Below are 20,409 nucleotides of genomic sequence, written 5' to 3' on the forward strand. Positions count from 1 at the left end.
CAACCGACGTACCACCGGGGCTCAGTCACAGAGGGAACATCGGTCTCACAGGGCGAACTCACTACCCCTACCGGGGGTATTCACCCGAATGTGCGCTGGTGGTGAACAGTTCACCAGAACGCATCCACTGTCCGTGGACAAATATTCACAACTCGCCTGCCCCCCGATGCGGCGCCCAAGACCGAATATGCCTAAGCTATAGATGGCGGCCCGCTCCCAGTGACCCCCAGGCTGGTTGAGCGGGCCGCCCTTAAATCCGCGCCCACATGCTCGCGCAGAGCGCTCGCCGGGGATTCTCGTCCTTTACGGCGATGTCGCGCCGGCGCGATCCGAGTTGACTCCGTTGAGCGGGTTGCGGTGATCCTCGATCGCGTGGGTAGGCGTCGCGTGAATGCCGCGAATGAACACGACCGGGGCCGAGGCCCCGACGACGGTGCTGTCGGTGACTAGCCGGTCGCCTAGGGCGTTTACTCGGCGAAGGAACATGTTCAAACCATGTGGAGCGCCAACCGCGCGGACAGGTCGGCAACCTCGTCGAAGCCTCCGCGCTTCGCGCCTGGCCATGCCGTGCTTTCCATCCACGAGTACTGCTCTGGGGTGCCTTGGTAGCGGACAAACAGGTGCTGGTGGAAGTGAGCGACACTGCGGCCGACGATCGCGGAGAAGACGAACTCGGGGTCGAGCTCAGCCCGGAGCCCACGGGCCGCCCTCCAGGCTGCTCTGGCGATGGCCCCAGCCTCGACTTCGGTCAGCGCATCCAGCGACGGGGCGTGGCGACGGCTTTCCACGAACAGGTACCCCAGGGCGGTCGTTCCGTCGTCTCTCACCGGCCGGTGCGACACGATCACGTGTTCGTCAGCCCAGACACGGTGACCGACCAGTGGGCCTTCCCCGCGATGCTTGGCACAGATCAGACAGATCCCAGCCATGCCTTCAGACTATGCGCCACGGTTGTCGCAGCTCGACCGAATACCAGGAGGAAGCAGGGGGAGTCGTACTCCGTCGAGAGCTGCGGTGGGGCGGTACAGCGCTGTCATCTCGGCGCGGAGGTGGTGCGGTTGCTCGACTCGCTGCCGCTGACGGACGGTGCGTCGGTGCGGAGTTCTTGCTTCGCTGCGCCGGCGATGCGCTGCGGAGCCGCGTTCGCGGGTGCGCTCGGCTAGGCAGCCCTGTCGGGGATCTTGCATCGCTGTGCTCGGTGGGCGGCTGAAACCACTAGCGGGTGGCGCTTTTGTCGCGCTCGTGGGGATTGCTGTGATCCCCCTGGGATGGGGGTCGAGGTGGGCTGGTGGCTGGGGTCGGTAGTGCCGCGCCCGCCGCCCTAGCGGCCTGCGTGTTAACGCCGGACGAGTTCACCCCTGGGGATGCTTCCATCCCTGCGGTTCCCCTGCTCCCTCGTCCTGGCCGCCGATCGAGAGCTAAAGGCGGCCAGGACAAGGGAGAGCTCAGGCGAGGACGGAGTCGAGCGAGGTGGCGGGGAGGGAGTGGGCGGTCGCGACGGGAGCGTTGGTCAGCAAGCCGTCGTGGGTGTTCAGGCCCAAAGCCAGGGCGGCGTCGTCGCGCAGGGCGGACTTCCAGCCCTTGTCGGCCAATGCCACCGCGTACGGCAGGGTGACGTTGGTCAGGGCGTAGGTCGACGTCCTCGGGACAGCGCCCGGCATGTTCGCGACGCAGTAGAAGATCGAGTTGTGGACCGGGTACGTCGGGTCCGCGTGTGTCGTGGGACGCGAGTCCTCGAAGCAGCCGCCCTGGTCGATGGCGATGTCGACGAGCACCGAACCCGGCTGCATCTCCGCCACCAGCGCGTTGCTGATCAGCTTCGGGGCCTTGGCGCCCGGCACCAGGACGGCGCCGATGACCAAGTCCGCCTCGCGGGCGGCCTGCTCGACGGCGTAACGGTTCGACGCGACGGTGCGGACCCGGCCACCGAACTGGTTGTCGATCTGGCGCAGCCGGTCCACATTCGTATCCAGGACCTGCACCTCAGCGCCCATGCCGAGAGCGATGGTGGCCGCGTTCACGCCCGCGACGCCGCCGCCGATGACGACGACCTTCGCCGGGGTCACACCCGGAACACCACCGGGCAGCACACCGCGCCCACCGGACGGCTTCATCAGGGCGAACGCGCCGACCTGCGGGGCCAGCCTGCCCGCGACCTCGGACATCGGCGCCAGCAGCGGCAGCGCGCCGTTGCTCGTCTGCACGGTCTCGTACGCGATGGCGGTGACGCCCGACTCCAACAGGGCCTTCGTCAACGCCTCGTCGGCGGCGAGGTGCAGGTAGGTGAAGAGGGTCTGGCCCTTGCGCAGCCGCGGGTACTCGACCGCGATGGGCTCCTTGACCTTCAGGACCAGGTCGCCCTCGGCCCACACCTCGTCGGCGGTCGCGAGGATCTTCGCCCCCGCGCCCAGGTACTCCTCATCGGTGATGGCCGAGCCCAGGCCCGCGCCGGTCTCGACGAAGACATCGTGGCCGCGGCTGGTCAGCTCATGGGCACCCGCTGGCGTGAGCGCCACCCGGTACTCGTGGTTCTTGATCTCGCGGGGGACGGCGATCTTCAACGGGATGTCCTCTCTGGCCATTCGGGGTGTGCCGTACCACGGTCGGACACGCGTGCAGCGGTGTCATCGTGTCGGGAGCACGAGATCGGCCCGAGTCGGTTGTGCTACGAGCACATCACGCCCAGCGAATGGCTACTAGCTGTGTGAGCAGCGCGAGCCGGACATCGGGCTCCGTCAGATCGGCGTCGAGCGCGGCGGTCACCCGGGACATCCGGTACCGCAGGGTGTTCGGGTGGATCCGCAGGGCCGCGGCGGCGGAGCGGGGGTCACCAGGGTGGCGGAGCCACTCGTAGAGGGTGTCGACGTACCAGCCGTCGGACTCCTCGTCGGCGGCGCGGAGCGCGGCCAGCGGCCCGAACGCGGTCACCCCGGCCGCGGCCACGGCGGCCCGATGCAGGACGAGCACCGCCCACACGTCGTCATGGACGGCCACCGGGCCCTCGACCAGGCCCGCGCGCAGGAGGCTCAGTGCTTCGTCGGCCTCGGTGCGCGACCGGGCGAGGTCGGCCACGTCCACCGGGGAGCCCGCCGCGACCAGGGCGCCACTGGACGCCGCCAAGGCGGCGCGGACCTCGGTCCACCCGGTGTTTCCCGGTTGGTCGGGGACGACGGCGTAGAGGACACCGTGCATGTCGGCCACGGCAGGCCGGCGGCCGATGCCGTCGGTCAGGCGCTGGACCAGGGCGAGGCGCACACCTTCGCCGCCCAAGGCGTCGTCGGTCTGCACGTCGATCGCCACGACCCGGTGGGCGGTGCCGGGGGCGAGATCCAGCTCCGCGGCGACGAGACGCGCGCTGCCGGTGCCCTGCAGTGCCGAGCGGACCAGTTCCGCGGTCCGTCTGCGCTCGCTGTCTTCGCGCGCCCGCCGCCGCAGCAGGTGCAGGGCCACGACGGGCGCGGTGTCGGCGAACGCGGCGGCCCGCGCGTCCGGGACGGGACCGGGGACGACCGCCCACATCGAGCCGAGCAGTTCCCCGCCCATGCGGATCGGGACGATCAGCCGGGGAAGCGTGCCGTCGCGCTGCGCGGGCACGAAGATCGTGGTCCGGCCGCGGCTCAGTTCGCGGAACACACCGCGGGAGCGGAACCGGGCCAGGACATCGTCCGGGACCCGCCTGCCCATGATCGTCGAGACCCGGGCTGGGTCGGTCCGGTCCTGCCTGGCGGAATACGCGAGGACCCTGGAGTTGGCGTCCTCGATCGTGACCGGCGCGTCGATGACGGCGGCGGCCGCGTCGGCGAGCCGGAAGAGGTCGCCGAAAGGGCCCGCGTCGGTGACCGTGCCGGAGGAGTCGGACTCGTCGGCGGCGGCGTCGAGAACCGACCGCAGGAGCCAGACGAGCTGGGCCCATGCGGCGCCGGAATGGACCTCCACGACGGCTGTGCCGCCGCGCTGGGCGGCGGTCTTGACGGCGCTGCGGGAGGCGTGTGGAGGCTTGAGCAGGACGGCGGCGGCCGCGTGGGCGCCGCTGTGGCGGACCAGTTCGACAGCTTCGGCGGTTGAGGAGACCGCGATGCCGAGGACGAGGTCGCCGGTGGCTATCTGGGTGCGTTTGCCCGCTTCGGCGATGATCACGTCGCTTACTTGGGGCGTGGGGTCTTGTGGGGCGACTATGCGCAGGAGGGTGGGGCCTACTCGGTCCACGACTCCTTGCACGGTGATCATGCCTGGTCCGCCTCCCCGGAATTCAAAGGTTGGGTCACCCTCGCATGTGATTGGTGCGGTTGGTGGTAGCCGTGGTCGAGTGTCGTCACGGTCCCCTTGGGTGGCGGTGGGATAGGGCGGCCAGTTGTCCGGGCGCCGAGCGGCGCTTTTCGTGGGTTCGCGCACTGCGGCTTTCACCGGGTCAATAAGTGGGTTGCCCAGGTGAGGCCTGCCACCACGCGCATGCCCGCGGCGTTGGGGTGGATGGGGGCGGCGGGGTTGGCGGGCTGTAATGGCTCCACCCAGCGGCGGTCGCGGGGTTGGCAGGCGTCGTGGTTGAGGGAGAAGTAGTACGGGTCGACGAAGAGGGCGCCTGCCGCCTGGGTGGTGGTGGCGATGGTGGCGTTGAGGGCGCGTTCCACCCCGTCGAAATAGGCGGTGTCGCCTTCGGCGAAGGGGACCGCGGGCCAGCAGCCGGTGTGTGGGGGCAGGATTCTCAGGTAGCCGACCACCAGGATCTTGGCGTGGGGCGACCGCTTCTTGATGCCGTCGAGCGTCTGGGCGATCTTCGGGGCCACCGCGGCGACCCGGTCGGCGAGGATGTCGCGGCCGGACTGGGTGTAGTACCGCTGGCAGGGGTTGCCCGTGGGGTCTTTGGCGCCCTCTTGGCCGCAGCGGGCCAGGATCTCGCCGAAGCCGATGTCGTTGCCGCCGATGGTCAGGGTGACCAGGTCGATCTTGGGGCTCAACGCGTCGAATTGGGGTGGGTTGGGGCCGCCGGAGACCTGTTGGGGAGCGGCCATGTGCACGGTGGTGGCGCCGCTGCAGGAGACGTCCCGGAAATTGTCGACGTTGAGCCAGCGGGCCAGTTGCGCGGGGTAGTTCTGGTCGGAGCGGGCGCAGCCCGGAGGGGTCGAGTTCTGGATCGGGATGCCGGGGCCCGCCGCGTACGAATCGCCCAAGGCCACGTAGTCCTTGGTGGGCGGTGCCGCGGACGCGGGGACCGTGAAGGTGGCGAGCACCGTCAAGATGAGGACCAAGGCTGCTGGGCGCATGCCTTGAATCGTCGTCCTCGGATCCGGGCACGTCAACGGGTCCGCCGCGGCCTGTGGACAACCTGACAGTCCACTGTGGACCTCAGCCGCGAATCCAGGCGGGCACCGGCAGGTCGCGGCTCAGGCACTCGTCGGACAGACGCAGGGTCCACCGCAGTGCCTGGACCATCAGGGCCGCCATCTCGTCGGGGTCCGCGTTGGCCAAAGCGATCTCGATCTGGGCCTTCGCCCCGGCCTGGTCGCCGTGGACCTCCGCGAGCAGGGTCCGGACCGCCGTGCGGACCGGGGGGTCGGCCTCATCGATCGGGACTTCCTGGCCGTCGTCGTCATAGACCTGCATCTTCACCGGGGCCGAGCCGCCGTCGCCGAGTTCGGCCACCATCGCGCTGCACTCGTGGAACAGCAGCAGCATCAGCTCACGCGCGTCGGCGTGGCTGTTGGGGGCGGACTGGACGGCCGACGCGACATGGTCGAGCGCGCCGTCGTCCTCACCCGCGCGCATGGCGGCCAGAGCCGCGCCCGCGGTGTCGATGAGACGTTCGCGGCGGTTCGGGTCCGGCTCGCTGTCGGGTTCCACGTTCCTCATCCTGCAACAGCCGGCGTGCGCGCGGGGAGATCGACGCCGGGCGATTCGTTCACTTGGCGGACCGGACGCGGCTCAGCACGTCCTCAACGGACAAACCCAGGCCGAACGCCGGGCCCTCCCCGGTGTCGGCGCCCAACTCCGCCCACCACCGGGCTTCGGCCAGGTCACGCACCCCGCGCACGCCCACGGACACGCCGATCGAGTGCATCGTGTCGATCAACCCGCGGGCGGTCTCGACCTGGACGCAGTCGTGCGGCAGCCAGTCCGGCCGCCATCCCTCGAACGGGTCGGCAAGCAGCACCGCGCCGACCTTGAACCGCTCGGCCATGGTGATCTCGCGCGGCCCGCCCGCGAACCCGTGCAGGCCGGTGACCACGCCGATGTCGCCGAGGGTGCGCAGGTTGTCCTTGGCGTCGCCGTTGAAGGTGACCGTCCCCGTGTGCAGCCCGACCTCCAGCAGCCCCGGCTGGATCCCGGTGGCCGCGATGGCCCGGTTGATCACCCCCGACAGCTCCGCGTCGGCCGACTGCAGCGGGGAGAGCAGCACCCGGTGCACCGGTCCTGATCCGAACAGCGCCTGCCACACCGGGACCTGCTCGGTCGACCGGGACAGCAGCCACGGGCCCAGCGCCACCGAGAGGCCTGTCGTCTCCGCCAGGTCCGCCGGAGACGGCATGCCCGCGGCGGGTCGCTCGACGCCGGGCACCGCCGTGACCCGCACCGGCTTGTGGTCGGCCAGCCGGGCGACGACGTCGTAGCGCAGGTCCAGTTCGCCGTTCTCCCACGCCGCGGGCAGCGCGGTCGCCGCGGACCCGATGGCGCGGTCGCGCTTGTCGGCGTCGTGGTCGAACTCGACCCACTGCCGCCTGCCCGCCGCACGCGCCTGTCGCAGCGCCGATTCGCCCGCGCGGAACAGCTCGGCGCTCGACATCGCCGACGGACCGGCCCGCACGACCCCGATGCTCGCGCTGATCGCGAGACCAACGCCGTCGGTGTAGTCCGGCTCGGAGAGTTCGGCGTTGATCGCGTCGACGAGCTCGGACACCGGCGGCGCGTCCAAGACGAGGACGGCGAACTCGTCGCTGCCGATCCGCGCGACCACCGCCTTGTCGCCCGCCACCGCTTCGAGCCGCTGCGCGACCGTGCGCAGCACCCGGTTGCCGACCTCGTGGCCGTAGGTGGTGTTGACCATGGAGAAGGCGTCGAGGTCGAGGCAGCACAGGGTGAGCGCGCTGGTCGGCGCCGCGTTCCCGTGCATCGTCTCCAGCCGCGACTCGAAGCTGATCCGGTTCGCCACCCCGGTGAGCGCGTCGTGCAGCAGCTGGTGGCTGAGCCGGTCGCCCAGCAGGTGCAGCTCGCTGAGGTCCTGGACCATCGTCACCCGGTAGGCGGGCCCGCCGGACTCGTCGGGCAGCAGCGAGGACTTCGCGTAGACCCACGCCGTCTCGCCGTTGAGCCTGCGCAGCCGCTGCCGGTCGGGCAGGTGCGCGAGCGGGCTGCCCGAGACGTCGGGCTCGTTGGTGATGAACTCGGCCAGTGAGCGGCCCGCCAAGTCGCCGGTCTCGCAGGCCAGGATCGTGGCCAGGGCCGGGTTGGTCTCCACGAACCGGCCGTCCAGCTCGGTGATCGCGATACCGACGGCGGAACTGGCGAACACCTCGCGGAACCGGCTCTCGGTGGCCCGCCGGTCGCGTTCGGCCTGCCGCATCGCGCTGTGCAGCGCGATCTTCATGTTCTCCTGCTGCGCCAGCGTCCGGTTCCGCAAGGCGTTCGCGTAGCCGGAGGACACCGCGACGAGGAGCGACACCTTCCGGTCCGCGGGCCCGTGCAGGCCTTCGGCTAGCGCGGCGACCGACCGCTGCAGCGTGGTCTCGCCGATCAGGCCGTCGGCCACCATCCGCTCGCCGACGTCGGTTCCCGGCGTGGTGTCGAACGGCTCGGCCGCCATCGCGGCGACGAGCGTGTCGACCATCTCGGCGAGGTCGGCGGTGATCTCCTGCGACGTCCGCGGCACGTAGGCCGTGGCCGCCACCGCGCGCAGCCACGAACGGACCAGGGTGTCCTGGTCCGTTCGGACGCGCGCGGTGGGCTCGGCCATCACATCCGTCTCAGTGCTTGCGTCCCACGCCTGCGAGGATGCCCGCCATGTTCGGGTCCTGGCCGTCGTCCAGGCCCACGTCCGGGCGCCACAGCGCGGTGGGGACGATGCCCGGCTCGACGATCTCGTAGCCGTCGAACAGGTCGATGATCTCTTCGCGGGTGCGGGGGAACATCGGGTCGCGGCTGGACTTCATGACCTCGACGACGCGGTCCATCTCCTCCGGCATCAGATCGCGGGTGAACTGCGAGAACGCCAGCATGCTGCCGTCGGCCGTGGCATCGCGGTAGCGCCCGATGATCCGCTTCGGGTCCTTCGCGGCGGGCACGAAGTGGAACACCCCGGCCATGATCACGCCGATCGGCTGGTCGAAGTCGAGCAGCCCAGTGCCTCGCGTCGCGGCCAGCACGTCCTCCGGGACGGTCAGGTCGGCCTGCACGATCGTCGCGTTGGGGTTGCTTGCCAGCATCAGGTTGCTGTGCGCGCAGGCGACTTCCTCGTAGTCGACGTAGACGACCCGGCACGCGGGGTCGGCGTTGTGCGCGATCTCGTGCACGTTGCCGACTGTCGGGATGCCGGAGCCGAGGTCGAGGAACTGCCGGATGCCGTTCTCGATCATGAACAGCACGCTCCGGCGGAGGAAGGACCGGTTGTGCCGGGCGATCTCCCTGGCGTGCGGCTGCGCCTGCAGGAACCGGTGAGCCAGTTCCCGGTCATGGGCGAAGTTGTGACCGCCGCCTAGGAGGTAGTCATAGAGCCGTGCTGCGCTTGGTCTGTCCAGGTCGATGCCCTCGGGCACCCACGTCGTCGTCGATTCGGCCACGACACCCACTCTCCGCGATCGCTTGGTGACCCGTAGAGATTACTCACCCGACCAGGGGATCCGACAGTGGATCGCGCGAGGTGTTGTGCAAATCCTTGACGGAGGGCGAGTTCGTGACGGTACGCGGATCGGGGTAGGTGCGCATGACCCGATCGGCTGTACCCGAGGTGGTGACGGTGAACCAGTAGTGCTCGTTCTTGAAGTGGTGGAGTCGGTGGTTGCGCCACACCGCGCGGTACAGCCGGGATTTCGGCAGGTAGTCGCTGTGGATCAGGTAGTGGGCCCACTCGTAGACGAGCCCGAGGGCCGCCACGAAACACAGGAACGTGAGGCCCAACGCGACCCGGCCGAACGCGGTGAGGGCGATCACGGTGATCACCGGCAGCAGCCACATGAGGACCGGCCACGGGATGAAGACCAACGGGACATCGCGCGGATCGGCGTGGTGTTCGCGGTGCCTACGCGCGAGCAGCGGATCGATGGTCACCGCGGCGATCTTGCGGGGGCGCCAGTGCAGGACGCAGACGTGCACCGTCCACTCGAAGAACGGGAACACGGCGAGCATGATGAACGGCAGCAGGGTGTCGCTAAGCCACCAGTCGCCGACCGCGACACGGGCGACAATGGCGGCGAGGAGCGTGCCGCCGATCAACCACGGTGAAGGGTGGCGTGCGAACTCCCGCGCGCAGTCCGCCAGGGACACCTGCCTTCGGCTCATGTCAGCTCCTTGATGACGGTCAGGAACGCCTCGGTGGCCGGGCTCAGGAGGTCGAGCGCGGCCGAGCGCGCGCGCTCGGGATCGGCTTCGGTGACCGCGTCGGCGAGAGCGCGGTACGCGTCGGTGCGTGACACCTCGGCGGCCATCAGCGGGCCGAGGAGGTCGAGCGCGGGTTCGTAGGCGGCGCGGAGGCTGTTGAACACCAGCCGGAAGACGATCGAGTCGGCGCCGTCGACCAGGTGGTCCCAGAACGCGAGCGCGTGCCGCTGCGACGCCACCGGGTCCTCGGTCGTGGCGAGCGCGGCGATCACGTCCGACAGCGGTCGGGCCAGGCGGTCGCCCGCGCGCGCGGCGGCCAGGGCGGCCACCTCGGGGCCGATGAGCAGCCGGGCGTCGAGGATGTCGCGCACCACGGCGAGGTCGACCGTCTCACCGCGCAGCAGCAGGCGCGGCAGCAGGTCCAGGCCCGCGCTGCGCCGGAAGTCGCGCACGACCGTGCCGTCGCCCTGGCGGACGTCGACCAGTCCGGCTTGCGACATCCGTTGCAGTGCTTCGCGAACCGCGGGCCGCGACACCCCGAGCACCTCGGCCAGCGCGCGCTCGCTGGGCAGGGACTCGCCCGCCGCGACGCTGCCGTCGATCACCGCGTGCAGCATCTGTGCGAACACCTCGTCCGGAACCGACCTCCGGGCCACGGGCTGGAATTCCATGTCGAGGACGGTAGAAGACGAATCGGTCAGAGGTCAAGTGGTCTTACCAATTTCTCGGCCTGGTCGGTCTGTCGAAAACCGGGTGCAGGCTGTCGGTGCGGTGGTGTGTGATCGGGTGCATGGCGATTGTGCTGGGCAGGCCGGGCGTCGACGGGCTGATCGAGGCTGTGGGCGTGCTGCGGGAGTGGCAGCACGACGGGGCGCCGATGCAGCCGCATCCGGGGGACCTGGGCTGGTTCTGGCGGTTCGGTGCGGAGGCGACGGCCTCGGCGGTCCGGACCTGGAGCCGGGACGGACGGATTCTCGCCGTCGGGCTGCTGGACGGTCCCGAGCTGTTGCGGCTGACGATCGCGCCAGACGCCCTGCGGGACGAGGAGCTGGCGCGGCAGCTGGTCGAGGACGTGACCGAGCCGGAGCGTGGCGTGCTGATAGCGGGGAAGGTGTATATCGAGGCACCAAGGGGCGCACTGGTCCAAGACCTGCTGTTCGAGGACGGCTGGAACGCCGACGAACCGTGGACGCCGCTGCGCCGCGATCTCACGGAGCCGGTGAAGGACCCAGGCGTGCGGATCGAGGTGATCGGACCGAAGCGGGCGCATGTGCGGACCGCCCTGCAGCGGGCATCGTTCGACGGGTCGACGTTCACCGACGAGCGCTGGCACGCGATGGCGGCGGGACCGCCGTACGCCGACGCCCGGTGTCTGGTCGCGTACGACGACCATGGCGACGCGGTGGCGGCGGTGACGGTGTGGTCTGCCGGTCCGGGGAAGCCCGGGTTGCTCGAGCCGATGGGTGTGCACCGGGACCACCGGGGTCACGGCTACGGCAAGGCGATCACCGTCGGCGCGGCGGCCGCACTCCAGGAGTTGGGCTCGTCGAGCGCGATCGTCAGCACCCCGAGCTCCAATGGCGGCGCCGTCGCCACCTACAAGTCAGCGGGCTTCCAGCAACTCCCCGAGATCCGGGACCTATCCCGGGACGCTTCGCACTAGGGGTTGGTCACGCGGTCGGCGTGTGGATCAGGGCGGTGAGGGCCATCGCGGTCAGCAAGTCGGCCATCTGGTCGCGGTCGAGGTGCCTGCTGTGCGGGGTGGAGTTGATCAGCCCGAACACCGCGTGCGCGGCGGCGCGGGCGGTGGGTTCGGGGATGGCGGGGACGGCGTCGCGGATGACTTCGACCCAGGCCTCGACATAGCGGCGCTGCAAGGCGCGGACCTTGCGCCGATCGGGGTCGGTCAGGTTGCCGAGGTTGCGCTCCTGCACCGTGATCAGCGCCGGGTTGTCCAGCGCGAAGTCGACGTGGAACCGCACCAGGTCGCCCAGTGCCTCCTGCGCACCCGCCGCCGAGCTGACCCGGGCGAGCCCGCCTTCGAGCAGCACTTCGGAGATCGAGGTCAGCATCTCGCCGAGCATCGCGTCCTTCGACCGGAAGTGCCGGTAGAGCGCGGGCCCGGAGATGCCGACGGCGGAGCCGATGTCGTCGATGCCGACGCCGTGAAAACCGTGCCGGGCGAACAGTTCCGCCGCGGCGGCCAAGATCTGCTCACGGCGGCTGGGGCCGGTTTTCGCTGGTTCGGCTGCTGGGGACACGGACTCATCGTATTGCAGGGCGGTTAGCGACCGCTAACGCCTGGCGTTCGCAGTCTGCTGGTGAAAGTGGCAACCCTTAATAAGTTACCGAGCAGTTCCGTATGCGGTTGGTCGCTGGTAGTCATGACTTGTCGGGAATCCCCCTCCAACGGCGGAGGTTAGGCATGCGTGTCCCCAAGTCCCTAGTGATCACTCTGCTCACCCTGTTATCCATGGCCGGTCTCGCGGTGCCCGCATCGGCCGCGACCGGCAAGTACGTGGCGCTCGGCGACTCCTACTCCTCGGGGTTGGGCGCGGGCAGCTACGGCACGAGCGGTTCGTGCAAGCGCAGTTCGAACGCGTACCCCCAGCTCTGGGCCAACTCCCACGCCCCGTCCTCCTTCTCCTTCGTCGCCTGCTCCGGCGCCCGCACCGGCGACGTGCTGGCCAACCAGATCGGCGCGGTCACCTCCGACACCGCCCTGGTCACCATCTCCGTCGGCGGCAACGACGCTGGCTTCGCCAGTGTCATGACCGACTGCAACTTCGGTTCCGACTCCACCTGCGTGCAGCGCAACCAGGAGGCGCAGGACTACGCGCGTACGCAGCTGCCCGCGAAGCTGGACTCGGTGTACTCCCAGATCCGCACCCGGGCGCCCAACGCCCGGGTGCTCGTGGTCGGCTATCCGCGCATGTACAAGGTCCCCGGTTACTGCTACGCGGGTCTGAGCGAGACCAAGCGCTCCGCCATCAACCAGTCGGCCGACGTGCTGGCCGACGTCACCCGGGGTCGCGCGGCCGCCATAGGCTTCACCTTCGTCGACGGTCGCACCGCCTTCGCCGGGCATGAGATCTGTGCCTCCGGGACCCGCTGGATCAACAGCTGGGCCTGGCCGGTCGAAGAGTCCTATCACCCGAACGTGGCTGGTCAGAGCGGTGGCTACTACGCCGCCGTGCGGGCCGTGACCGGCTGATTCCCGGCTTGAACTCCGCGAAGGCCACCCCCGGTAGGGGGTGGCCTTCGCCATGGGTGGACGCGGACGTTAGCGAGCGCTAACATTGGTCGCATAGTTAACGGTGACTAACATGCGATCGCGAGGATCTGAGATGGACGCGCCCGTCCTGCGCAGCGCCGCCGATCCCGCCGACGAGGCTTTCCAGCGCAACGTCAAAGAGCACCGGGTGCTCGTCGACGACCTGCGGGAACGCCTCGGCACGGCGGCGCTCGGCGGACCCGAGAAGGCCCGCACGCGCCACGTCGAGCGGGGCAAGCTCCTCCCGCGCGACCGGGTCGACTCGCTGGTCGACCCAGGGTCCCCGTTTTTGGAACTCTCGCCGCTCGCCGCCACCGGGATGTATGGCGACGACGCCCCCGCCGCGGGCGTCATCACCGGCGTCGGGCGGGTGTCCGGCCGCGAGTGCGTGATCGTCACCAACGACGCCACCGTCAAGGGCGGCACCTACTACCCGATGACGGTCAAGAAGCACCTGCGCGCGCAGGAAGTCGCGCTGCAGAACAACCTGCCGTGCGTCTACCTGGTCGACTCGGGCGGCGCGTTCCTGCCCAAGCAGGACGACGTCTTCCCCGACCGCGACCACTTCGGCCGGATCTTCTTCAACCAGGCCACCATGTCCGCCCAGGGCATCCCGCAGATCGCCGCGGTCCTCGGCTCGTGCACCGCGGGCGGCGCGTACGTCCCCGCGATGAGCGACGAGGCCGTGATCGTGCGCAACCAGGGCACGATCTTCCTCGGCGGCCCGCCGCTGGTGAAGGCCGCGACCGGTGAGGTCGTCTCCGCGGAGGACCTCGGCGGCGGCGACGTGCACTCGCGCACCTCCGGCGTCACCGACCACCTCGCCGACGACGACGCCCACGCGCTGCGCATCGTCCGCTCGATCGTCAGCACACTCGGCCCGCGCGCCCCGCGCCCGTGGGATGTCGCGCCGGTCGAGGAGCCCGCGATCGACCCGGCCACGCTGTACGGCGTCGTCCCGACCGACTCACGCACCCCGTATGACGTGCGCGAGGTGATCGCCCGCATCGTGGACGGCAGCCGGTTCCGCGAGTTCAAGAAGGAGTACGGCTCGACCCTGGTCACCGGGTTCGCCCGGATCCACGGCCACCCGGTCGGCATCGTGGCCAACAACGGCGTGCTGTTCAGCGAGTCGGCCATGAAGGGCGCGCACTTCATCGAGCTGTGCGACAAGCGCAGCATCCCGCTGCTGTACCTGCAGAACATCACCGGCTTCATGGTCGGGCGCGACTACGAGGCTGGTGGCATCGCCAAGCACGGCGCGAAGATGGTCATGGCGACCGCGTGCGCGCGCGTACCGAAGTTCACGGTCGTCGTCGGCGGCTCGTTCGGCGCGGGCAACTACTCGATGTGCGGCCGCGCTTATTCACCGCGGTTCCTCTGGATGTGGCCCAACGCGCGCATCTCGGTCATGGGCGGCGAGCAGGCCGCGTCCGTGCTGTCCACCGTCCGCCGCGACCAGATCGAGGCGCGCGGCGAGGAGTGGTCCGCCGAGGACGAGGACGCGTTCAAGGAGCCGATCCGGCAGCAGTACGAGGAGCAGGGCAACCCCTATTACTCCACGGCCCGGCTGTGGGACGACGGTGTGATCGACCCGGCGGACACCCGCCAGGTGCTCGGCCTCGCGCTCTCCGCGGCGGCCAACGCACCGTTGAACCCTGTCGGCTACGGCGTCTTCCGGATGTGAGTGTGATGTTCACCAGCGTTCTGATCGCCAACCGCGGCGAGATCGCCTGCCGCGTCATCGACACGCTCCGCCGGATGCGCATCCGGTCGGTCGCGGTCTACAGCGACGCCGACGCGGGCGCCCGGCATGTCCGGGAGGCCGACGTGGCCGTCCGCATCGGGCCGGCCGCCGCGCGCGAGAGCTACCTGTCCATCCCGAACATCATCGCGGCGGCTCGCGCGACCGGCGCCGAGGCGGTGCACCCGGGCTACGGGTTCCTCGCCGAGAACGTCGAGTTCGCCCGGGCCTGCGCGGACGCGGGGCTGGTCTTCATCGGCCCGCCCGCCTCGGCGATCGACGCCATGGGCGACAAGATCCGCGCCAAGCTGACGGTCATCGCCGCCGGCGTGCCGGTCGTCCCCGGTCGCACGGAGCCCGGGATGTCCGACGACGACTTGGTGTCCGCCGCGACGGAGATCGGTTACCCGGTGCTGCTCAAGCCGTCCGCGGGTGGTGGCGGCAAGGGAATGCGGCTGGTCACCGAGCCGGACGCGCTGCGCTCGGCGATCGAGTCGGCGCGGCGCGAGGCCCGTGGTTCGTTCGGCGACGAGACGCTGCTGATCGAGCGGTTCGTCCAGCGGCCCCGGCACATCGAGATCCAGGTCCTCGCCGACGCCCACGGCAACGTGATCCACCTCGGCGAGCGCGAATGCAGCCTCCAGCGGCGCCACCAGAAGATCATCGAGGAGGCGCCCTCGCCGCTGCTTGACGCGGTGATGCGCGACCGGATGGGCACGGCGGCGGTCGACGCGGCCAAGTCCGTCGGCTACACCGGCGCGGGCACGGTGGAGTTCATCGTCTCCGCCGACCGGCCCGACGAGTTCTTCTTCATGGAGATGAACACCCGGCTGCAGGTCGAGCACCCGGTCACCGAGCAGGTCACCGGCCTCGACCTGGTCGAGCTGCAGGTGCGGGTGGCGGCGGGGGAGCCGCTGTCGCTCAAGCAGTCCGATGTGGAGCTTCGCGGGCATTCGGTCGAGGCCCGGGTGTACGCCGAGGACCCGTCGACCGGCTTCCTGCCGACCGGCGGCCGCGTGCTCGGCCTGTCCCAGTCCACTGAGGACTGGGCGCGGATGGACTCCGGGCTGCTGGCCGGTTCTGTCGTCGGCTCGGACTACGACCCGATGCTCGCCAAGGTGATCACCTGGGGCGAGGACCGCGCGCGGGCGCTGACCCGGTTGTCCGACGCCCTGGCCGACACGGTCGTGCTTGGCGTCGGCACGAACATCGCCTTCCTGCGCGCGCTGCTTGCCGATGAGGACGTGCGCGCGGGCAGGCTCGACACCCAGCTCGTCGAACGCAAGCTCGACGAGCTGACCCGCGCGGAGCCGGTGCCCGACGAGGTCTTCGCCGCCGCCGCGCTCGACGAGCTGCTCACCATGCAGCCCACCGGCGACGTGATCGACCCCTGGTCGGTCCCCAACGGCTGGCGCCTCGGCCGGGCCGCGGTGGTCCCGCTGCGCCTGACCTGCGGCGACCGCGACGTGCGGGTCCGGCTCTCGGGCGGCCCGTCGGCCGCGACCGTGACGATCGACGACGGCGACCCCGTCAAGGCGTCCGTGTCGCGTGTGGACGGTGAACTGCGGGTCACCTACGGCGGTCGCAACCTGCGCTACACCCGAGCCCAGGACGGCGACGTGCTGTGGCTTGCGGCCGGTGGCCAGGCGTGGGCGGTGGCCGAGCACTCGATGCTCGAAGGCGCGGGATCGTCCGCCGCCGCGGGCGGGCCGGTGACCAGCCCGATGCCGGGCACGGTGCTGGTGGTCAAGGTCGCCGCGGGCGACCACGTGACCGCGGGGCAGCCGCTGCTCGTCGTCGAGGCGATGAAGATGGAGCACACCATCACGGCCAAGGTCGACGGTGTCGTCTCCGAACTGAACGTGCACGCGGGCCAACAGGTCGCGCTGAACCAGGTATTGGCCGTGGTAACCCCATCGGAGGACCAGTCATGATCGACTTCAGGTTGGGCGAGGAGCACGAGGCGCTCCGCAAGACCGTCCAGGAGTTCGCCCGTGAGGAGGTCGCCCCGGTCATCGGGGACTTCTACGAGCGCGAGGAGTTCCCCTACGAGATCGTCGCCAAGATGGGCCAGATGGGCCTGTTCGGCCTGCCGATCTCCGAGGAGTACGGCGGCATGGGCGGCGACTACTTCGCCCTCTGTCTGACGCTCGAAGAGCTGGCCCGGGTCGACTCGTCGGTCGCGATCACGCTGGAGGCGGGTGTCTCCCTCGGCGCGATGCCGCTCTACCGGTACGGCACCGAAGAGCAGAAGCAGACGTGGCTGCCCAAGCTCACCAACGCCGAGCAGCTCGGCGCGTTCGGCCTCACCGAGCCCGGCGGCGGCTCCGACGCGGGCGCGACCCGAACGACCGCCCGCCTCGACGGCGACGAGTGGGTCATCAACGGCTCCAAGGCGTTCATCACCAACTCCGGCACCGACATCACCGGCCTGGTCACCGTCACCGCCGTCACCGGCGTGAAGGACAACGGCCGCAAGGAGATCTCGGCGATCATCGTGCCGTCGGGCACGCCCGGGTTCACCGTGTCGAAGAAGTACTCGAAGGTCGGCTGGAACGCCTCCGACACCCGCGAGCTGTCCTTCGCCGACGTCCGGGTGCCGAAGGAGAACCTCCTCGGTGAGCAGGGCCGCGGGTACGCGCAGTTCCTGTCCACACTGGACGAGGGCCGGGTCGCGATCGCCGCGCTGTCGGTCGGTCTGGCGCAGGGGTGCATCGACGAGTCGCTGCGGTACGTCGGCGAGCGCGAGGCGTTCGGGCGCAAGATCGGCGAGTACCAGGCGATCCAGTTCAAGATCGCCGACATGGAGCTGCGCGCGCACACCGCCCGGCTGGCCTACTACGCGGCGGCGGCGAAGATGCTGCGCGGCGAGCCGTTCAAGAAGGAGGCGGCCATCGCCAAGCTGCACGCCTCCAACGCCGCGATGGACAACGCCCGCGACGCCACCCAGATCTTCGGCGGCTACGGCTTCATGAACGAGTTCCCCGTCGGCCGCTTCTACCGCGACGCGAAGATCCTGGAGATCGGTGAGGGCACCAGCGAGGTCCAGCGCATGCTCATCGCCCGCGAACTAGGCCTCAAATAGCGCGAGTCGCCCCGTCAGGCAAACGAGTCGCCCCTTCCGGCAACCGAGTTCGACACTGGCTGGGACATGGGTCTCACCTTCGTAACCAGGCGAAGTTGGGATTCGTTGTCCCGATGTTGAATTCACTTGCCTGGAGGGGCGACTCGTTTGCCTGGGCGGGCGACTCGCGGGGCGGGCAGACTTGGGGTGGAGGTGGGTGCGGTGGGTGTGACCGAGTGGGTGGCGGCGGCGGTTGAGAATGTGGGGGCGAAGGTCGCGCGCGGGGGTATCGCCGATCTTCGGCCGATGCCGCGGACGCTGATCGACAAGGGCCGCATGCGGTCGGTTTACCGGTTCGCTGAGGGGAACATTCCTGCCAGTGGGGATCCGGTGCTGTTCGTGCCGCCGCTCGCCGCGCCGTCGCTGTGCTTCGACCTGCGCCGGGGCTGCAGCCTTGCCGAGCACATGGTCGAGCAGGGGCGCTCGACCTACATGGTCGACTTCGGCACCGTGAGCTTCGCCGACCGCACGCTCGGCCTGGAGCACTGGATCGACGACGTGCTGCCGCACACGATCCGGGCGGTCAGCCGGGACGCGGGCGACCGGCCGGTGCACGTGGTCGCCTGGTGCCTCGGCGGCATCATGTCGCTGCTCACCGCCGCCGACCAGCCCGGCCTGCCGATCGCGTCGATCTCGACCGTGGCCGCGCCCTTCGACGTGACGGCCATCCCGCTGATCGCGCCGATGAAGCCCCTGGTCGACTTCACTCAGGGCTGGATCCTCACCCCGGCCTACCGCCTGCTCGGCGGAGCGCCGCGGGCCCTGGTGAAGCGCGCGTTCCAACTCTCGGCGATCGACAAGGTCATCACCAAGCCGTACGCGATCCTGTCGCACCTCGACGACGCCGATTTCCTGGCGCAGATCGAGGCCGTCGACCGGTTCACCGACAACATGATCGCCTACCCGGGACGGACGTTCGGGCAGCTCTACCACCGGTTCTTCCGCGCGAACGACCTCGCGGAGGGCACGTTCGACCTGGGCGGGCGACGGATCACCCTGGCCGAGGTGAAGATCCCGGTGCTGATCATCGCGGGCAAGGGCGACAGCATCGCACCCGAGCGGGCGGTCAGGCATCTGGTCGACGTGCTCGACAACGCGGCCGAGGTCGAGTTCCACGCCTGCCCAGGCGGCCACCTCGGCGTGCTCGCGGGCCGAGGCGCGCGCGACACGACGTGGAAGCACATCGACGACTTCCTGGCGGTCCACAACCCGATGGCGTGAGCCGGTTCGCCCACGCCACCGGAGATGTCACATGTGGACGACGGGACCGGCGGTGCTGAGCTCCTCGGGCACGCCGGGGCGCAGCACCAGACCGGCCACGACGGCACCGACCGCGAAGAGGATCGCGCTGCCGAGGAACGCCGCGCTGTAGCCCGCGATGGCGGCCGACGCCGGGGCCTTGCCCTCCATCATGGCCGTGGTCACCGCGCCGGCGGCGACCGAGCTGAACAGCGCGGTGCCGATCGAGCCACCCACCTGCTGCACGGCGTTGATCGCCGCGGACGCCGCACCCGAGTCGTCGGGGTCGACGCCCAGGATGCCGATGTTCATGCCCGCGGCCATGGTCAGGCCGATGCCCGCGCCCGCGATCAGCAGACCGGGCAGCACGCCGCTCGCGTATGTGCTGGTCTCGTCGAGCAGGGCCAGCAGCCCGGTGCCCGCGCCCGCGATCAGCATGCCGCCGGCGATCAGCGGCCGCGGCCCGACGCGCGGCAGGAACACCGTGGTCGCCAGGGTCGCCGAGACCATCAGCGTGCCGATCATCGGCAGGAACGACACCCCGGACTTCACCGGGCCGAACTGGAGGTTGACCTGCAGGAAGTAGGTCAGGAACAGGAAGATCACGAACATCCCGGCGCACAGGGTGAAGATCGCCAGGAACGCCCCGCCGCGGTTGCGGTGCAGCAGGATCCGCAGCGGCAGCAGCGGGTGCGACGCCTTCGTCTGCCACCAGGCGAAGACCGCGAGCAGCACGACGCCCGCGGTGATGCCGCCCCACGTCAGGCCGTGGCTCCACGACTCGGTCTCGGCGTTGGCCAGGCCGTAGACCAGCGCGAACATGCCCGCGGTCGCGGTCGCGATGCCGAACAGGTCGAGCTTGGGCCGGTGGTCGACGGTGCTGCGGTCGAGCAGGGCCACGCCCCCGAGGAACGCCGCGCCGGCGAAGATCAGGTTGACGAACATGCACCAGCGCCAGTCGAGGTACTCGGTGAGCACGCCGCCGAGCAGCAGGCCGATCGCGCCGCCGCCGCCTGCGATGGCGCCGAAGATGCCGAACGCCTTGGCGCGTTCCTTCGGGTCGGTGAAGGTGGTCGTCAGCAGGGACAGGGCGGCTGGCGCGAGGAGTGCGGCGAACACACCCTGGCCGACGCGCGCGGCGACGAGGAGCTCGAAGCTGCTCGCCGCGCCGCCGACCGCGGAGGCGAGTGCGAAGCCCGCGACGCCCGCGAGGAAGGTCAGCCTGCGGCCGAACAGGTCGGCCACCCGGCCGCCGATCAGCAGCAGGCTGCCGAAGCTCAGCGCGTAGCCGGTGATCAGCCATTGGCGCTGGTCGTTGGTGAAGGCCAGGTCGACCTGCGCCGACGGCAGTGCGATGTTCACGATGGTGGCGTCGAGCACCACCATGACCTGGGCGATCGCGATGACGGCGAGGATGAGCCAGCGCTTGTTGGACGCGGCCTGCAGCGGTGGCTCGGGCGCGCGCGTGTCCGAGAGAGTCATGAATGCCCCTGGGGAGAAAGT

General features: G+C 70.0%; 17 protein-coding genes. 6 read left to right on the forward strand and 11 right to left on the reverse strand.

Features of this window, described 5'->3' with window-relative positions; translation table 11 throughout:
• Window positions 1-488: 488 nt before the first annotated feature.
• From ACUZ2Y_RS24900 to ACUZ2Y_RS24940, 9 genes are all read right to left on the reverse strand, one after another.
• Window positions 489-929, reverse strand: a complete 441-nt coding sequence (locus tag ACUZ2Y_RS24900) for a histidine triad (HIT) protein (RefSeq protein WP_476323087.1) — start codon at window positions 927-929, stop codon at window positions 489-491.
• Between the two features lie 516 nt (window positions 930-1,445).
• Complete coding sequence (gene ald / locus ACUZ2Y_RS24905; RefSeq protein ID WP_476323090.1) at window positions 1,446-2,561, reverse strand: alanine dehydrogenase; 1,116 nt, start codon at window positions 2,559-2,561, stop codon at window positions 1,446-1,448.
• Window positions 2,562-2,676: 115 nt separating this feature from the next.
• Complete coding sequence (locus ACUZ2Y_RS24910) at window positions 2,677-4,227, reverse strand: PucR family transcriptional regulator (protein ID WP_476323093.1); 1,551 nt, start codon at window positions 4,225-4,227, stop codon at window positions 2,677-2,679.
• A 173-nt stretch (window positions 4,228-4,400) separates the two neighbouring features.
• Window positions 4,401-5,261 carry an SGNH/GDSL hydrolase family protein gene (locus ACUZ2Y_RS24915; RefSeq protein WP_476323096.1) on the reverse strand — a complete coding sequence of 287 codons (861 nt, stop codon included), beginning with the start codon at window positions 5,259-5,261 and terminating at the stop codon, window positions 4,401-4,403.
• 82 nt (window positions 5,262-5,343) lie between these two features.
• Window positions 5,344-5,847, reverse strand: a complete 504-nt coding sequence (locus ACUZ2Y_RS24920) for a hypothetical protein (protein ID WP_476323099.1) — start codon at window positions 5,845-5,847, stop codon at window positions 5,344-5,346.
• A gap of 49 nt (window positions 5,848-5,896) precedes the next feature.
• Entirely contained in the window at window positions 5,897-7,945 is a 2,049-nt protein-coding gene (locus ACUZ2Y_RS24925; protein ID WP_476323102.1) for a diguanylate cyclase domain-containing protein, read from the reverse strand.
• 10 nt (window positions 7,946-7,955) lie between these two features.
• On the reverse strand, window positions 7,956-8,768 hold the full coding sequence (locus ACUZ2Y_RS24930; RefSeq protein ID WP_476323105.1) for an SAM-dependent methyltransferase: 813 nt from the start codon (window positions 8,766-8,768) through the stop codon (window positions 7,956-7,958).
• 43 nt (window positions 8,769-8,811) lie between these two features.
• Window positions 8,812-9,486 carry a sterol desaturase family protein gene (locus ACUZ2Y_RS24935; RefSeq protein ID WP_476323107.1) on the reverse strand — a complete coding sequence of 225 codons (675 nt, stop codon included), beginning with the start codon at window positions 9,484-9,486 and terminating at the stop codon, window positions 8,812-8,814.
• Window positions 9,483-10,196: a FadR/GntR family transcriptional regulator gene (locus ACUZ2Y_RS24940; RefSeq protein WP_476323110.1), complete on the reverse strand. Its 714-nt coding sequence runs from the start codon at window positions 10,194-10,196 to the stop codon at window positions 9,483-9,485. Before ACUZ2Y_RS24940 ends, ACUZ2Y_RS24935 begins: the two co-directional genes overlap by 4 nt.
• A 119-nt stretch (window positions 10,197-10,315) precedes the next feature.
• Here ACUZ2Y_RS24940 and ACUZ2Y_RS24945 point away from each other — a divergent pair, with 119 nt between their 5' ends.
• The gene (locus tag ACUZ2Y_RS24945) at window positions 10,316-11,188 is read left to right on the forward strand and encodes a GNAT family N-acetyltransferase (RefSeq protein ID WP_476323113.1); all 873 of its coding nucleotides are present in this window, start codon (window positions 10,316-10,318) and stop codon (window positions 11,186-11,188) included.
• A gap of 7 nt (window positions 11,189-11,195) precedes the next feature.
• On the opposite strand, the gene ACUZ2Y_RS24950 is transcribed toward ACUZ2Y_RS24945, so the two are convergent.
• On the reverse strand, window positions 11,196-11,786 hold the full coding sequence (locus ACUZ2Y_RS24950) for an SACE_7040 family transcriptional regulator (protein WP_476323116.1): 591 nt from the start codon (window positions 11,784-11,786) through the stop codon (window positions 11,196-11,198).
• A gap of 164 nt (window positions 11,787-11,950) precedes the next feature.
• On the opposite strand from ACUZ2Y_RS24950, the gene ACUZ2Y_RS24955 reads away from it, so the two are divergent.
• The 5 genes from ACUZ2Y_RS24955 to ACUZ2Y_RS24975 all read left to right on the forward strand — a co-directional run bounded on the left by ACUZ2Y_RS24955 (window position 11,951) and on the right by ACUZ2Y_RS24975 (window position 18,888).
• A complete protein-coding gene (locus tag ACUZ2Y_RS24955; RefSeq protein WP_476323119.1) occupies window positions 11,951-12,739 on the forward strand; it encodes an SGNH/GDSL hydrolase family protein in 789 nt (262 codons plus the stop codon).
• A gap of 133 nt (window positions 12,740-12,872) precedes the next feature.
• The gene (locus tag ACUZ2Y_RS24960) at window positions 12,873-14,486 is read left to right on the forward strand and encodes a carboxyl transferase domain-containing protein (RefSeq protein ID WP_476323122.1); all 1,614 of its coding nucleotides are present in this window, start codon (window positions 12,873-12,875) and stop codon (window positions 14,484-14,486) included.
• Between the two features lie 5 nt (window positions 14,487-14,491).
• Window positions 14,492-16,477, forward strand: a complete 1,986-nt coding sequence (locus tag ACUZ2Y_RS24965) for an acetyl/propionyl/methylcrotonyl-CoA carboxylase subunit alpha (RefSeq protein WP_476323125.1) — start codon at window positions 14,492-14,494, stop codon at window positions 16,475-16,477.
• On the forward strand, window positions 16,474-17,628 hold the full coding sequence (locus ACUZ2Y_RS24970) for an acyl-CoA dehydrogenase family protein (RefSeq protein ID WP_476323127.1): 1,155 nt from the start codon (window positions 16,474-16,476) through the stop codon (window positions 17,626-17,628). Before ACUZ2Y_RS24965 ends, ACUZ2Y_RS24970 begins: the two co-directional genes overlap by 4 nt.
• A gap of 201 nt (window positions 17,629-17,829) precedes the next feature.
• Window positions 17,830-18,888, forward strand: coding sequence for an alpha/beta fold hydrolase (locus tag ACUZ2Y_RS24975; RefSeq protein ID WP_476323130.1), 1,059 nt, complete (start codon window positions 17,830-17,832; stop codon window positions 18,886-18,888).
• A gap of 27 nt (window positions 18,889-18,915) precedes the next feature.
• On the opposite strand, the gene ACUZ2Y_RS24980 is transcribed toward ACUZ2Y_RS24975, so the two are convergent.
• Window positions 18,916-20,388 carry an MFS transporter gene (locus ACUZ2Y_RS24980; RefSeq protein WP_476323133.1) on the reverse strand — a complete coding sequence of 491 codons (1,473 nt, stop codon included), beginning with the start codon at window positions 20,386-20,388 and terminating at the stop codon, window positions 18,916-18,918.
• Window positions 20,389-20,409 lie beyond the last annotated feature (21 nt).

This window comes from Actinokineospora sp. UV203, from assembly GCF_056323665.1.